At 48.5% G+C, this 15,499-nt stretch carries 8 protein-coding genes; all 8 read left to right on the top strand.

The window, feature by feature from the left end; genetic code table 11:
* Nucleotides 1-145 precede the first annotated feature (145 nt).
* Nucleotides 146-1,435 carry an acylphosphatase gene (locus tag ACT3TR_RS01170; RefSeq protein WP_192535877.1) on the top strand — a complete coding sequence of 430 codons (1,290 nt, stop codon included), beginning with the start codon at nucleotides 146-148 and terminating at the stop codon, nucleotides 1,433-1,435.
* 768 nt (nucleotides 1,436-2,203) lie between these two features.
* Complete coding sequence (locus ACT3TR_RS01165) at nucleotides 2,204-4,846, top strand: enolase C-terminal domain-like protein (RefSeq protein WP_444624719.1); 2,643 nt, start codon at nucleotides 2,204-2,206, stop codon at nucleotides 4,844-4,846.
* Between the two features lie 285 nt (nucleotides 4,847-5,131).
* Entirely contained in the window at nucleotides 5,132-6,031 is a 900-nt protein-coding gene (locus ACT3TR_RS01160; protein ID WP_192535879.1) for an ATP-grasp fold amidoligase family protein, read from the top strand.
* A gap of 109 nt (nucleotides 6,032-6,140) precedes the next feature.
* Entirely contained in the window at nucleotides 6,141-8,129 is a 1,989-nt protein-coding gene (locus ACT3TR_RS01155) for a glycosyltransferase (RefSeq protein WP_192535880.1), read from the top strand.
* The gene (locus tag ACT3TR_RS01150) at nucleotides 8,126-9,706 is read left to right on the top strand and encodes a glycosyltransferase family 4 protein (protein WP_192535881.1); all 1,581 of its coding nucleotides are present in this window, start codon (nucleotides 8,126-8,128) and stop codon (nucleotides 9,704-9,706) included. Before ACT3TR_RS01155 ends, ACT3TR_RS01150 begins: the two co-directional genes overlap by 4 nt.
* A 92-nt stretch (nucleotides 9,707-9,798) precedes the next feature.
* Nucleotides 9,799-12,198 carry a glycosyltransferase family 2 protein gene (locus ACT3TR_RS01145; RefSeq protein WP_192535882.1) on the top strand — a complete coding sequence of 800 codons (2,400 nt, stop codon included), beginning with the start codon at nucleotides 9,799-9,801 and terminating at the stop codon, nucleotides 12,196-12,198.
* 581 nt (nucleotides 12,199-12,779) lie between these two features.
* Nucleotides 12,780-14,402, top strand: coding sequence for a glycosyltransferase family 2 protein (locus ACT3TR_RS01140; RefSeq protein ID WP_192535883.1), 1,623 nt, complete (start codon nucleotides 12,780-12,782; stop codon nucleotides 14,400-14,402).
* 188 nt (nucleotides 14,403-14,590) lie between these two features.
* Nucleotides 14,591-15,493, top strand: coding sequence for a glycosyltransferase family 1 protein (locus tag ACT3TR_RS01135; RefSeq protein WP_225734258.1), 903 nt, complete (start codon nucleotides 14,591-14,593; stop codon nucleotides 15,491-15,493).
* The last annotated feature ends 6 nt before the right edge of the window (nucleotides 15,494-15,499 follow it).

The following is a 15,499-nucleotide window of genomic DNA, read 5'->3' as shown; positions in this document are numbered from 1 at the left end:
GCTTTTGCAAAATGATTGCGGTGCCGATATAGATCAACTTCGAGTACTATTTTGTGAATAGCTTTTTTACATATTTTGAAGCCTTACTGAGAAAGTATGGAAGCACTTTATGATGGTTTCCCAGCAGACATTCAAGGAGTTTTCAATGATCAAAGATTTTAAGTTTGATGAAAGTCAAAAGTTTTATAAGCTGCTTGGTTATAAAGCACATGTTTTAAGAAGGGCGCTTCGTCAGAAAAATATTGTAATTGAGTTTTTTAAGGACGAGAAAGGGTCAAGTAGGAAATGGGTAGCGCAAGGAAAGAATAAAACGATTGCTTTTAACCAAACAATGCCAATAAAAACGTTGTCGGGTGCAAGGAGGTTAACAAATGATAAGGAAAATACCAAGCAAATTCTTAATAAATCAGGTATAAGAGTCCCTAAGGGTATAGTTATTGATGCAAGCGATTTTGATAAAGCGCTTGATTGGTTTAATACACTCGAGAATAAGAAAGTGGTTGCTAAGCCAATATCTGGTTCTCATGGCAATGGGATTGTATCTGCAATTAATTCAGCTCACAAGCTTAAGACTACGCTTCAAAACTCGATTTCTCAAAAGCTTGTTTTAGAAGAGCATATTGACGGATTTGACCACCGAATACTTGTGGTTGGTGGGAAAGTAATTGCAGCGATGAAACGATGGCCATCAAATGTAGTTGGTGATGGAAGGTTAACAGTTCATGAGCTTGTGCAGTTAAAAAATAAAACAAGAATAAAAAACCCCTTCGACGGGAGGTTTCCTGTTGTGATTAATGATGAGTCACTGCGACTCCTTTCTGAGCAAGGTATTGACTCTAATGGTATACCTAAAAAGGGGCAGCGAATATACTTAAGAACAGTATCTAATATAGGGTCTGGTGGTGAAGGAGAAGATGTTACAGATATGATTCACCCAGACTTTATAAAAGTAGCAGAAGACTGCTGGCGAGCTTTTGATGATGTCGAATGCTGTGGCGTTGATATGATGCTATCAGATATATCTCAGCCTGCTGATGCACAATCTCATGCAGTTATTGAAATTAACGTAAATTGCGATATACCAATACATCATTGGCCAGCAATAGGTAGGCCTATAGACGTAGCCTCCTATATAGCTGACCACTACTTTCCGGATGATGAGTTAGAGTTGAACCATGCAGCTAAAGTGGTGATCCAGTGTAAGTCTAAGGGTGTCGGTTATACAAAGTGGCTTGCAAGACAAGCTGTGCTTTTTGGACTGACAGGATATTGTAAGAACTTAAATGGGACTGTTGAGGTGTTAATAGAAGGTAGTAAGAACTCTATTGACTCTGTCCTAAGAATGTGTGCTGCTGGCCCGGGTAAGATAACGCCGGTGGATATTCATTACGAATTTGTGCCACACGAACGGAATGAATCTTTTAAAATATTATAATATTAAAAGGCCTGTTGTTTATGGGCTAATTAATTAGCTGGCCTTCTTAGAGCTGTGTGAATTACGGTTACACTTTTGGCCTCTTTACGTAATTTTATTTTGCAGCCAGAATACCTATCTTGGGTACAAACTTCTTATCCTGCCCGTAAAGGTAATCTTCCTGCGCCGCCTTTATTCCGTTCTCCGTTCTGAGGAGGATGCGCTGGTTGCTACCAGCGTGAAGAGTTACAGCCAGGGGTTAGCCGTTTTCCTGAGCTGGCGGGTAATCGTGTTTGATTGGCTGGCCAAATACAGGCGTTGGGGCTCATGGGCGGTTTTTCCTGAATTATCGCTTTGCGCAAGTGGCCCGCTGGCAACGCTTGAATGGCGGCTAGACCTAGCATGATCCTTAATAACCACCTGATGTCCTTTTATTGTTACTTTTATTAACGTTGTTATGAGATAAAATATTCTATCATGCCAATATTCGGCTAGAGTTATACCAATGATACGTTTTTCGGCGTTACTGATAGTGTCATTACTCCAGCTCACCCATGTACATCAGTCACTGTTTTTATTGATACTGATCCAGTGGGGTGGTGATGATAATGAAGGTATGATCTAGGCTTTTTCGGACTCGTTTTGCCAAGTGGCTAATCACAAGTCATCAATAGGCTAAATGTGCGCCTAAAGTGGTGTTTTATACTTACACCAGCCTAAGCGTCTCTTGGGAAATGTCCAAGAACACGAAAATAGTAGTAGTTGGCTTATCTAAACTTGGATATTTATATGCTGTCAAAATTTTTAAATTATTTAGTTGGTAAAGAAGCCACAGAAAAACACGTTCTTTGCAAGATCTCCAAAGCAGAGTGCTACAAAGCTATTGTTCCGTTAATAAAGCCATTTTCGACTTCTCGTTCTACAAGTACTAAGTCAACTAATTATATAATCCGGCTGGAATGTGATGGTTTTGTTGGTGTTGGCGAGGCTGCCGCTCGGGGGACTAAGCTTACAGGCGATCATAAAAAGTATATTTCTATCGTCATTAAAAAAATGGTTGATATTGTCAGTGGTAGTGTTATTGACTTTAGCGATAAGCATTCAGCATTAACATCAATCAAAGCTATCTACGCAGAGCTGGAGGGGTGTGCGGCGAAAAATGCAAACGAGGTTAATAAAAATAAACCATTTAGAGGGATTCTTTCAGGCTTTGATATTGCCTTGTTGGATTTGGCTGCTAAAAAACTTGATATCACTGTGTCGTCTCTATTGGGTGAAAAGAGAGAGCGTGTGTATGTATCTGCCTCCACACTTTCTGCCTCCAAAGGTGCTGCGGAGATCTTAAGTAGATTACATCGGCAAGCAACAAAGTTTGATGCATTCCGTTGCAAAGGTGCGGCAGATCATGCTGAAAACCTTGATAAGTTAAACCATATGCGAAGTGTTAATAAGGAGCTATCAAAAAATACATCTTACTGGTTGGATTTAAATGAAGCGCTTTCTCCTGAAAGCGCCGTCGAGTTTATACACTTGATTATTGACTGGATGAGCAAAGAGCATAATGAAAACCAGTTAATGATTATTGAGCAACCTATTCCTAAGGAATATGTGCAAGAGCTATGCTCGCTACAGCAGTTGTGTGATGACTTGCTGCTGCTGAAACATGGTAAAATCGTCATTATGGCAGATGAGTCATTATGGGATTTGGACGATTTTAAAGTGCTGATGAGTCATGGTGGCTGTAAAGCAATTAATATAAAGATACCTAAAGTTGGTGGTTTGATTAAAGCGTTGGAACTTGGTGAGTTTGTTGAAAAAAACTCTCCGGAAACGATGGTTTATATAGGTGGTATGATTGGCACCAGTGATATCATGGGTAGGGCTATTTATAACCTTTATAAAGCACTTCCAAGGGTTGATCTTTGCACCACATCACCGGCTGGAAATGTTGAAAAAAATCTTGCAGAAAATCCACTTCGCTATGTTTCAGCTTCAACAAATGAAATTCTTCTAGGGAGCGGCCCAGGCCTAGGGTCTGACTTAGATTATAAAGCTTTGGAGGAGTTTAAGGAGGATTTGATTTCAAAAGGTGGAGGTTTATCTTTTGAAATGCCATTGCCTTTTGATAAGTTGTTAAATATTTATAATAACCAAGAATTGCTTCCTCTTTCCCCTAAAGAGCTTGATAACCACTTGATTGAGCGTGAAGCATTGCTTCTTGCACTTAGTACTACTCGCTCTTCTTTAACCAGGTTTTCCGTTTTTTCGTCCAATAATACAGCGACATTCTCTTGGACCTTAGAGTTAAGCCTGCCTAAAGACACAAGGTTGGCGTGTAAAAAGAAAGCGGTTACCAAGGAGTTGTTTAAGTCGGCGGGTGCTCCTGTCGCAGAGGGCAGGTCGTATAGTATTAATGATAATAGAGCTGACATGGTTGCTTATGCAGAAAAGCTGGGCTGGCCTGTTGCGGTTAAACCGGGAGTGGGAACCGGTGGTGTTGGTGTCACTGCAAATATCTCCAATGCTGAAGAATTACTGTGGGCGATTGATCAAATCTCCAATAGTAAGTTGGCCAGCGAAAGGAATGATGGCACCTTAATACTAGAAAAGCACATTGCTGGTAAAGAGCTTCGGATTTTAGTCGCAGGTGGAAAAGCGGTGAGTGCAGTAGAAAGAATTCAGCCTCATGTCACTGGTGATGGTGAGCATAACATTTCGGTACTGGTTGATCATAAGAATTATTTAAGATCCAAAAACCCAAATCTTTCTAATAGCAAGCTAAAGAAAGGCTCCGCTGCTAAGTTTCAATTAGGTCGACAGGGAATGACGTTTGAATCAGTTCCTAACGCTGGTGAGGTCGTAACGCTTAGCCCTGTTTTCTCTATTAGCCAAGGGGCAGATAGTCGCTCAGTAATCGATACCACTCATAGTTCGGTACTAGCTGCAGCAGTTAAAGCTACCAGTGGTGTTGAGGGTTTACATGAGGCTGGTGTAGATTTAATTCTTGAGGACTACACTAAGCCAATTGAAGGACAGCAGGCATGTGTTTGTGAAGTTAATACAAGCCCTGCGATCTCATCTGCTCACTTTCCTATGTACGGGAAGTCTGTCAATGTAGCACGTGAATTTTTATGCTCCGTTTTGCATAGAAAGTGGGGAAAGGACTATTCTCATATTGATACAGCCATTGAAGGCGCTAGTTATACGGGTATTTTTATCGAGGTTGAAGGCGAGTTTGACAAGCGCCTGTATGATGATGTTCTTCAACAGATAGGCGCTGAAGGTGTGGAGTGTGACATTACACAATATCGATTTGTCACTGTCTTGTCTTGTAAAGGAAGCTTGCCTAAACTACTGGTTCTTCCTTCCTTGATTTCCGTGTTAGTCAGTAGTAGCAGTAATACTAGAAGGGTTGTTTCGTTTCTTTTTTAAGCAACGCTATTTTTTGTTCTGGCAGCCTGAGTGATCAAGCGTAGCAGTCGCATTGACGTACATTGCACTACATGTGTTAGTGCTACTGCTTGCTTTATAATAGCCTTTCTTTGCAATCGTATTTTTGTAGAGCCGAAGGTTTGAATGCCGCTTTTCTTCATTTGTATCGCCGTGTCGCCAACCATTTGCTGTGCCGGTGGTGATGTTGCTAACAGCAATCACCCCTGAATGGCTACTGTTTATGCATATGTTGCGCGATTAGGTGGCCTTCTTAGAGTTGTTTAAATGACCTCGTCACTTTTCCCTTCGTTTCATGATTTTCTTTTGCAGCCAGAGCAGCAGGCCTGGGTTCAAGCTTCTCATCCGGCTCGCAAAGGCACGCTACCCGTGCCACCGTCCTTTCGGGTAACGATGGATGCGCTGGTTCGTCGCTATCAGCGTGAAGAGCAGCAGCCAGGGGTTAGCAGCTTTTCAGAGCTGGCGGGGGACCGCGGGTGGGTAGCAGGCCAAATGCAAGCACTGGGTGTGCTGACGGCACAAATCCTTAAGGATGACTTTTCCTTACAGCATTTACGTGATGTGCTGGAAGGTATCGATGCGTGTGTGATTAAACCTAAAGAAGCCCATAGTTCCCGTGGGGTGCTCTCGCTCAAACGGGTAGATGAGGTAACGTTTGATTGTTTGCAGCTACGCTGCCGTTTACGTTTGGTAGATATTCTCGAACAGCTCTATCAGGAAATGCGAGAGCATCAGTTTCCTAACCATTGGCAGCTAGAAGAGCTACTTTTGCCTCCTTCAGGCCTGTTGCGCCCAGTGGATGATTTCAAATTTTATGCATTCCGTGGGCGCATAGGTTTAATTTTGCAGGTAGCTCGCCAGCCCGAGGGGCAGTATTATCGTTGGTATGATCGTGATTGGTATCCCGTTACAACGGGCAAATATGAAGAAGCAATCGATTCGGCGTTACTGCCCCCGCGCAACCCAGATGCATTGCTAAAAATGGCGGAGCGTGTTTCTGCCGCATTGCCTACTCCTTTCTGCCGGGTGGATTTATACGAAGCCCGCCAGGGGCCGGTATTGGGTGAGTTAACGCCGGTACCGGGTACTTACCACTCCTATGGCGAGCAGGCGGATCTTTATTTAGGAGCGATGTTTGAGCTAGATGCGAGTTTGGCTATCCCTTAAGCCGAAGCCAGGCCAGTTAAGCGCATTCGTAATGTGTGCTGTCGTCAGTTGCCGAAGATCATTTCCTTCAGCGTTTTTGTAATTATCCAACGTGTAGTTGAGCTTATTAGTGGCTATTATTTCTTTTTTAAAAGCGCTTTACCCGCTGGCCAATGCAAAAGAGCGCAGCGATATACGTTTGTTAGCCCAGCACGGCGAGTTCGTGCGGGGGTACTATCAGTCGCAAATGCCTGCTTGGCAGCGGTGGCTATGGGTAAGGCCTGAACTGCATTTTCTGCGTTTGGGGTGGCGTGCGGGGTTAACCCCTAGCCCTCGGTTTGACGCCCAGTGGTATACCTCTCGCTATGTGGATATAGGGCGGGCGAAAGTGAACCCGTTGTTGCACTTCCTGCGCTATGGCATTCACGAAGGGCGCTTGCCTGCTGCTGATAGGCATATTAGTGATTTCCCCTTGTTTCAAGGCCACGCTGTTTGGTTGCATCATCAGGCATGGCATGGCCACGCGGGTGTGGCGATTCCTAAATTACAAGCACTGGCAGCTCAAGGGCAGCCCGCGGCGCTGTGGTATTTGGCCGGTTGGTATTATGGTCAATCCCGTTATGAACAGGCGATTACCTATTTACAAACGCTGGCGGAAGGTGATGCTGGTCGGTACCGGCAGTGGGTCTTGCAGGCGTTGCTGAAATGTTATGTACGCTTAGGCAAGCAAGACGAACTAAATGCGCTACGTGACCAACAGCATTTTCCTGGCAATGGGCTGGATGAGGTAATGCTGCAATTGGCGTCGGTTAATTTGCCCTTAGAGCAGCGGTTAGCACCGCTCAATCAGTGGTTCGCTCGCCGCAAACTGGTGCCGTTGTTGCCGTTGGAGTCGAAAAGTGGCTTGGGGCGGTTAAAAACAAGCCGGGTGAGGTCCAAGGTGCGTCGACGTATGCCGTTGGTGTCGGTGGTGGTGCCTGCTTATAACGCAGGGAATACGATTACTGTGGCGTTGAAGTCGTTATTAGCACAAAGCTGGCCCAATCTTGAAATTATCGTCGTGGATGATGCCAGTACCGATGGCACGGCTAGGCGGGTAGAAAAGAGGGCGCGCTTAGAGCCTAAGCTTACGCTGATCCGGCATGAGAAAAACCAAGGGGCTTACAGCGCTAGAAATACCGGTGTTAAGGCGGCCAGAGGGGCATTTGTTACGGTGCATGACAGTGATGACTGGTCGCATCCGCAAAAGATTGAACGCCAGGTGTTGGCGCTGATGCAACGTGCCAGTGTGATGGCTACCCAGTCGTTTTGGGTGCGCGTAGATGAGCACTTACAGCCGCTGGGGCCATGGCATTTATGTGCTGATTGGCTAGAGCCAAACCCTGCTTCTGTGATGGTTCGCCGAGAGGTGTTTGACACCTTGGGGATGTGGGACGAGGTGGCGGTAGCGGCAGATAATGAATTTGTAGAGCGGCTTCAGAAGCATTATGGCGTTGATGCGCTATTTAAAGTGGCGACTGATGTGCCGTTGGCATTTTCACTGGTGCAAGCAGCGTCGTTAACCCAGCGAAAGGCGACCCATGTGCGTACTATCCACGGTGGTGTTCGTCATTTATATCACCAGGCGGCTTCGTGGTGGCGGGAACGGCAAGTGGTGGCGGTGATGTCTAATGAAGGTGCGCGACGGCTTTTCCCCACCCCACTTGGGAATCATCCATGGCCCTGTATGCAGTACGATATAGCTATTGTGGCCGATGTTTCTGCGCGTAACCCAGCACTACTGGAGTTGCTGAATACAATATTACGGTTGCGCCAAGGGGGGTACCGCGTTGTGGTTTGCCCCTGGAGCAGGCCAGATGATTTTAACACCCGTTGGCTGGCGGATGACATGTGGGAGCTATGCCACGAAGAAGGCATTGCCGTTGCCCATGGTGGCATCAAACTGCGCTGTGACGAAGTGCGTGTGCAAACCCTTGCACCTTCGGTTAGCTGGCCAGATAGCGTGCCGCAGCTAATGACGCGTGAAGGGGTGCGCGATCTAACCGGTAAGCCACTACCTGCTGCGCAAGCAGAATTATTAACTGCGTATCTAGCTGGTGGTGGTCGAGTAGTGTTATGACGGTGTGGCAGGCGATGAGAAGCCTGGGATGGGCACACCACAAGAAGGGGTGGCGGCAGCATGGCTGGCGCTACCCTTTTTTGTATTGGGCAGCAGCCGGGCTGTTTGACAAACAATGGTACTTGCAGCGTTACCAGGATGTGGCAGCAGCAGGGGGGAATGCCTTCGCCCATTACTTGCTATACGGCCTCGCTGAGGGCCGTGAACCCTCACCACGTATTAGTATCAGCGGTTATGGTTACCGGTATGCCCGCAATAAGGTGTGGCAGCCTTGCTATGCCATTATGCATTACTGGTGGTGGGGGCGCTGGCAAGGGTTAAGCCCCATCCCCTGTTTGTCAGGTAGTGGTACGCAAGTGGCTACCAAGGGACAGCCTTGCTTAGCCGTATTTTCCCATAGCGTAGGTCCGCGTTTGTATGGCGCGGAACGTAGCTTGTTAGATGTGCTGCGTTCTTTGGAAAAGCTCGGTGTTGCTACCGTAGTGGTGGTGCCCAACGCTAGTAATCCAGGCTACCTGGAGGCGCTGCGGTGCGTTAGCCGGGCGGTGTATGTCATGCCTTATGGCTGGTGGCGTGAGGGAGAAATAGATCACCCCGTTACGCTAGCATCCATCCAAGCACTACTTGAAGCCACCGGCCCCCATGCCGTGTATGTGAACACATTAACGCTGCAAGCGCCCTCGGTTGCCGCTAGGCGGCTGGGCTTGCCCGTGTTGACACATGTTCGTGAGCTACCAATGCATGACCCTGGCCTATGCCAAGCGATGAATAGCTCGGCTGAAGGCGTGGTAGCGCATGCTGTTAAGCATTCTGATGTGGTGATTGTGAACTCTCAATGTACGGCGGAGGCGTTTAAGCACCGGGGCGTGCCAGTAGCCGTTGTGCCAAATGTGGTGGATATGGATGTTTGGCGGGCAGTTCCTTCTTTACAGCCAGTTTCTTCTCTACAGCCAGTTTCTTCTTTACAACCCGCTCCTTCTTTACAGGCTGAGATACAGCAGCCACTTCGTGTTGGTTTGCTGGGAAGTTTGATTCTTAAAAAAGGCCTTGAGGACTTTGCGGCACTTGCGGATGCCTTGGCACATAGGGGCGTCGCGGTAGAGTGTTGCTTATACGGTGCGCCAACCCCTGATGTAGACGCACTGTTTGCTCAGCGTATTGAAATGGGAAATAAGGGGGCGGTGGTCCATAAGGGTTATGTGGAAGACCCTAGGGATGCGCTGGTAAACCTGGACGTTGTGGTGAACCTCTCTCGTTTTCAGGAGTCTTTTGGCCGTACTGTATTAGAGGCGATGGCCGCTGGAAGGCCAGTGGTGGCTTACCACTGGGGGGCATTACCCGAGCTTATTGAGCATGGTGAAACAGGTTTTTTAGCTCCTCTAGGTGATGTGGAGTGCGTAGCCCAGTGGATTGAAGTATTAGCGACGAACCGCCAACTGCTTGCGGCTATGGGGCGTGCTGGGCGCCAGCGCGCTAGTGATTTGTTTGATGTGAAGGCCCATCAGTTGGCGATGGCAGACGCGCTAAGTGACCTTTTTCCTGCCATGACGGTGGAAGCCGGGCCTAGTGGTGTTTAACCGGTTAACGGGTATGACGTGATTAGTGGCTAAACAGAAAGTTAACTAGCGGTATTTCGGTTAGTAGCGATTAGGAGTCAGGGATTATTTCAATGTCGAATACGCTGCCCCGATTAGGTGTTGCAGCAGTCATTAAAAATGAGATCGATACATTACAGGAGTGGATCGCTTTCCATTTGGCGGTAGGTGTCGAGCATTTTATCATTGCTGATTATGGCAGTAGCGATGGCTCATACGCTTATTTACATGAACTCTCACGCCTTGGGCTAGTAACACTAGTGAGGCTTAATGACGGGGAGCGCTCATCAGGTGAACCTTTAGACTACCGCGCTTTATTGGCGGCTTGCCCCCCCACGCTGGATATCGTCGCCTTCATTGATGCGGATGAGTTTTTACTGCCACTGGATGACGACAGCGCTTCGCAAGACAGCACTTCTCAAGGCAGCACTTCGCAAGACAGTTCTTCTCAAGACAGTTCTTCGCAAGAAAGCTCTATCGATACGCTACCGGAAAATGGGTTACGCACCTGGCTTGGCAAGATATTCAGTGACCCAGAGGTGAGCGCACTGGCGCTTAATTCTGCATGCTTTGGCTCTTCCGGGGAGCGCTTTCGTGGCGATGGCTTGGTGATCGAGCGTTTCACCCGGCGTTCTTACAGTAAATTTCGCTATAATCGTCTTTACAAAAGCGTGGTTAGGCCTTCGCGGGTTAGTCACTTTGATAACGAGCGCCATGCGGCGCTAAAAACGGGCCGCTACGTTAATAGCAAAGGTGCACCACTGCAATTGGCCAAGGAGCAGCTTGGCGTAAGTCGCCGGGTGTGTTGGCAGGGCGCTCGCATTAATCATTATGCGGTTAAGTCAGTGGAAGAGTTTGTGCTTGGGCAGGTATTGCATCGCACTGACAGTACGTTGACCAGTACGTTGACCAGTACGTTGACAGCCGCCCAAGGTGAGGCTTATTTCTCGCGTTTTGACCGAAATGGGCGTGAGTGTTATGTCGCTCAGGCATGGGCTGGCCGTGTACACCTGCAGTCACTTTCGTTACCTAGTAGCAGCGCATTTGCTATCCCTTTTAATGCGCCTCGGCAGTCGCGGTGGCGTAAAATACTGGCGTCGTCTTTATCCTGGTGGCAGCGCACACGTTATGTATTTATGCGTTCTCAAACGGCTCCTCTGGAACCGCCCATTACTGCCTGGAAGCGAACATGGCCCCAGCAGTCGCGGTTAATACTCACCCAGCGTGGTGTGTTGCTTCAGGCAAGTGTGAGTGTTGCAGGGGTATCGCTGGCGAAAGATAACGTGAGGCTTGCCTGTACCTGGCAAGAGGGCGTGACGTGTGTGTTTCCTAGCCATCGTGTGGATGAAGGTGGGGAACTGGGTGATACCGTTCATTTCCGTCTTGAGCTGCCGGTTCGTTCAGGAAAGGTAGGGCTGTCGGCCTTGCTGACGACTGAGGCAGGGGAACAGTGCGTTGCGCTTGAGACGTTAACCCTGATGCCTGATGCGTTAGCACAGGAGTCACCGGCAAGCGCACTGGTGGGCAAGCAGGGCTGGTTGTTTTTGGATCAAGATACCAATGCAAGCCTATACCAGCACCTGGGGTATATTTGTTTAGATCATAACGTGATCGCCACCTGGGTGGACTACGCCGAGCAATTGCTGGCGCTGACACATCAGGTGAATGCGAAAGTGTTGATGGTGGTGGCGCCTAGCAAAGAACAAGTGATGAGCGACTATCACCCTTACCCCAAGGGGGGCACTTCGCCGGTAGAGCAAGTGGTGGAAGCCCTCCCAGAAACGTTTTATTTATACCCAGAAAACTTGCTGAAAGCGATGGGAGACGATGCCTACCATGTAACGGATACCCATTGGACTCAGCAAGGTGCTATGCGAGCGACTTGTGAGGTGATCACCCAACTGGGCTTAGCGGCTAAAAACGTCGTGGAGAGCTGGTTTGCTGAGGATCAGTATAAAACGGTACGGGTCAGGGGAGACTTGGGCAGTAAATTAAGCCCTGTTCGTATGGCACCTACCCAGCGTTTGGCGTCATTTGATCATCGCATTTTGCTGCGTTATGACAACGGCCTGCCCAATTTCGGCAGAGTGATGGTGTGGGAAAATAGCGATGCCTTACTTGATCAGTGCTGCTTGGTGATGGGGGCGTCATCCAGTTATATGATGTTTCCGTTTTTAGTGAGAGTTTTTCAGCGTGTGGTCTTTGTACATAGCGCAGGCAACATCGATGTGGCGCTTGTTAACGCTGTCGCTGCACAGGTGGTGTTGGTGCAAACCAACGCACGTTTTATGGTGAGGGCCCCGCAGTTAACGTGGTCTTTACAAGATATCATTCTTGAAAAAATAGAAGGCATAAGCATGGATGATCGCACCTTAGCGCTTGCACGAAGCATTTCGGCTGATCACGCCGAATTAGCCAGCTGGGGGTTAGAAAAATGGAATGACTGCCTTCCTTCAGAATGGTTTAGCGCGTAATGATCACAGCCAATATGCAAGTGGTGCTCGGCACGCTGACATTTCAGCAAGCCCTAGCGCCTAAAGATAATGTTGTATGGGATGCCTATCACCATCGCTGGGAAGCGCTAGACGAGTCCATGGAGTTTACCGCTCAGGGCGGCGTCTATTTACCCGGCTGGTATATGATTGAGCTTATGGTAGACCGCTCGGTAACCTCGGTGGCCGCTAGCTTTCGTTTTGTGGCGGGTCGTAGGACCTTCAATATTGATATGCCTTTGCGGGTTGGCAAACTGAGTAAGCGCCTAGTGCATGTGCCTTGGGGAGTTAAGTCCTTTGCTTTCAGGCCAATGAATGCCAAGGGACATTTTTCATTGCCACACTTTCGCCTTGTGTGGGTCACTGCTTCGTTCGCCCGTGATCGTTTACTGCAGCGGTTGATTAACATTCATCAGGACTATCGCGATATCTCACAGCAAGAGGCTGCCAGAAAAGTTCGCCTGCGTGCGCGCGCGAGCGGTGAGTCATGGCGCCGAACAGCCATTCGAGAGTATGAGTCAACCTACATTAGCTTGTGCTCACGCCGTAATTATAGGCTTTGGGTGCGTGAGTTCGAAAGTAAACCAGATGGGGCTAAAATAAGAACGAAAATTCAAGCGCGGCAACTGGTAGGTGAATACCTTTTTTATATTCCTGTTGCAGGTATTCATGATGCTGATTCTCTTGTAAAAACGATAAAAAGCCTTCAGCTCCAATTGCTAGATAGCTGGAGAGCTGTGCTTTTACCCTCGGTAGGCTGCGCCGCGGATGTGCTCCCGTATCTTGAAAAAATGGTGGCGGAAGACCCACGCATTACGATATCAGATACAAAATCTGAGCCTCGAAAAATGACACTCTCTGCCTCCATGTGGGTGTCTGTTCTTAGCCCTGGCGATAAGCTATCAGCCCATGCGCTTTACATGTTGGCAGGTTATCCTGATGCAGAGTTGCTTTATAGCGATGAGGATCAGTTAGATGCTGAAGGCATGCGACATTCTCCGCTTTTTAAACCCCAATGGAACCCAGACTTGTTGCTTTCGCAGCCCTATATTGGATGTGCGATATGGGTACGTGGCGATAAATTCTCAGAGATAATGCCGGCCGGCGGCTTACCTTGCGCTACATCAATCGGCAGCTGGCAGGCTAAGCTGGCGCTTAACGTGTTAGCCAGTAATGTTAGAAAAATACAAAGTATTGGGCGCATTCTGCTTCATCGTGCAGTTTCGAGCCCGCTTTCGCTTGCTAATGATTATGCGGCTCTAGTGTCTCTCAGCCTCAATGAGATGGGCTGCTCTGCTCAGGTTGTCCCTGGGCGTGTGGTGAATTCAGCGCGGGTTATGTGGCCAGTCCCTTCGCCTCAGCCTCTCGTTAGTTTGTTAGTACCCACTCGTGATGGTGTTGAAATACTGAAGCCATGTGTGGATGCTATCTTGGAGAGAACCGCTTACCGGCATTTTGAATTATTGATTCTAGATAACCAGTCCAGCTGCGCTAAAACACTGGCTTATATGGAAGAAGTGGAACAACGTGATTCGCGGGTAAAAGTCATGCGCTGGAACCACGATTTTAATTATTCTGCAATTAATAATTTTGGTGCCCAGCATTCTAAAGGCGATATCATCGGTCTGATTAACAATGATGTTGAGCCTATCGATGGCGAATGGTTAACAGAAATGGTTAGCCAAGCATCCCGGCCGGAAGTGGGGTGTGTGGGTGCGAAGCTCTATTACCCAAATGGGACCATTCAGCATGGTGGGGTCATATTAGGGATAGGCGGAGTGGCGGGGCATGCGCACCGGTTTTTCCAACACAACGAAGAAGGCTATGCGGGTCGCCTACAGCTTGTTCAAAACCTAACGGCTGTAACGGCAGCATGCTTGCTACTGCGTCGTGAGGTGTTTGAGCAAGTAGGTGGCCTTAACGAACCTGATTTAGCGGTCGCTTACAACGACGTAGATTTGTGCTTAAAGGTGCATAAGCTGGGATTGCGCAATTTGTGGACACCCTTTGCTGAGCTTTACCACCATGAGTCCATTTCCCGTGGCGCTGATGATACGCCTAAAAAGCGTGCCCGTGCTTTGAAAGAAGCTCGCTATATGCGAGAGCAGTGGGGGCCGTTGCTCGATAAGGACCCTGCCTATAATCCTAATTTGACGTTGGCAAATGAGGATTTTTCGTTACGATGATTTTAGGGGGAAGGCGTAGAGAGCGGCCAGATACGCATTGGTTGGTGCTTAGCGATGGCGCGAGGCCAACTGAGGATATCTATTTTTATGAGTCGGCCGCGACTGCCATGCATCATCAGGGCGTGCGAACCGAACGTTTTCCTGTTTCTCGTGCTTTTGGCGCTGCGTGGCTGCATGGGCGTTCATTTATGCGCAACTATGCTGGGGCTAACCTGCTGCTGTGCCGTTCGCTTCCCCTTAGCTGGCTGCGCTGTTTAGAGCGTAACCGTAATGCATTTGGCTATATTGTCTATCTGGTTGATGATGACATTTCCGCTGCCGCTACTGACAACATGCTGCCCGGCAGCTACCGCAAACGCATGGCGCGTATTGCTAGCCTTCAGCCGCGCTTATTGGCGTTGGCCGATGAAGTGGTGGTCTGTAGCGACCAGCTCGCTCGTTACTTTACACCTCGCCATCCTAACGTTTCAGTACTCACACCACCGTTGCTGGCGCCGTTGCCAGGCCTCGAACATTTTGCGGGTTCTCCTTCTGCGCAATTGCCCTGGCAAATAGGCTTTCACGGTACGCGGGCGCATCTTCAAGATTTACTGCACATCATGCCAGCCTTGGAAGCACTCCAGCAGCAGCGTGATGATACCCAGCTTGAGGTGATGTTGGGTCAGCATATCCCGAAACGATTGGCAGCGCTGCCGCGGGTAAGGGCACCGGCGCCGTTGCCCTGGGAAGCGTTCAAACAGTACCAACGCCAGCACCGCTTTCATATTGGTTTGGCGCCGCTATTAGAAACGCCGTTCAACCAAGGAAAATCGTTTATTAAGTTTTTGGATATTGCCGCGATGGGTGGGGTGGGTCTTTACTCCAATCGCTATCCCTATACTGAGGTGGTACGCCATGGTGAAAACGGTCTATTGGTGGAAGACTCACTCACAGCATGGTGCGATAGCCTACAGCAGTTACTGGACAACCCAATAGCGACGGCTCGTATGGCTCAGCAGGCTGCAGTAGATGCTCAGCTCATCGGTGATCCGCTCAAAACAGAGGCATTCTGGATGAGCCGCAGCCGTTCAGTGGACGGCGCTTTCGAGTGATTTATG

This window comes from Halomonas sp. AOP12-B1-6, assembly GCF_052379225.1.
GTDB lineage: Bacteria > Pseudomonadota > Gammaproteobacteria > Pseudomonadales > Halomonadaceae > Vreelandella > Vreelandella casei.
The sequence above is the reverse complement of the archived record's forward strand: the minus strand, read 5'-3'. Positions and strand labels throughout refer to the sequence as shown.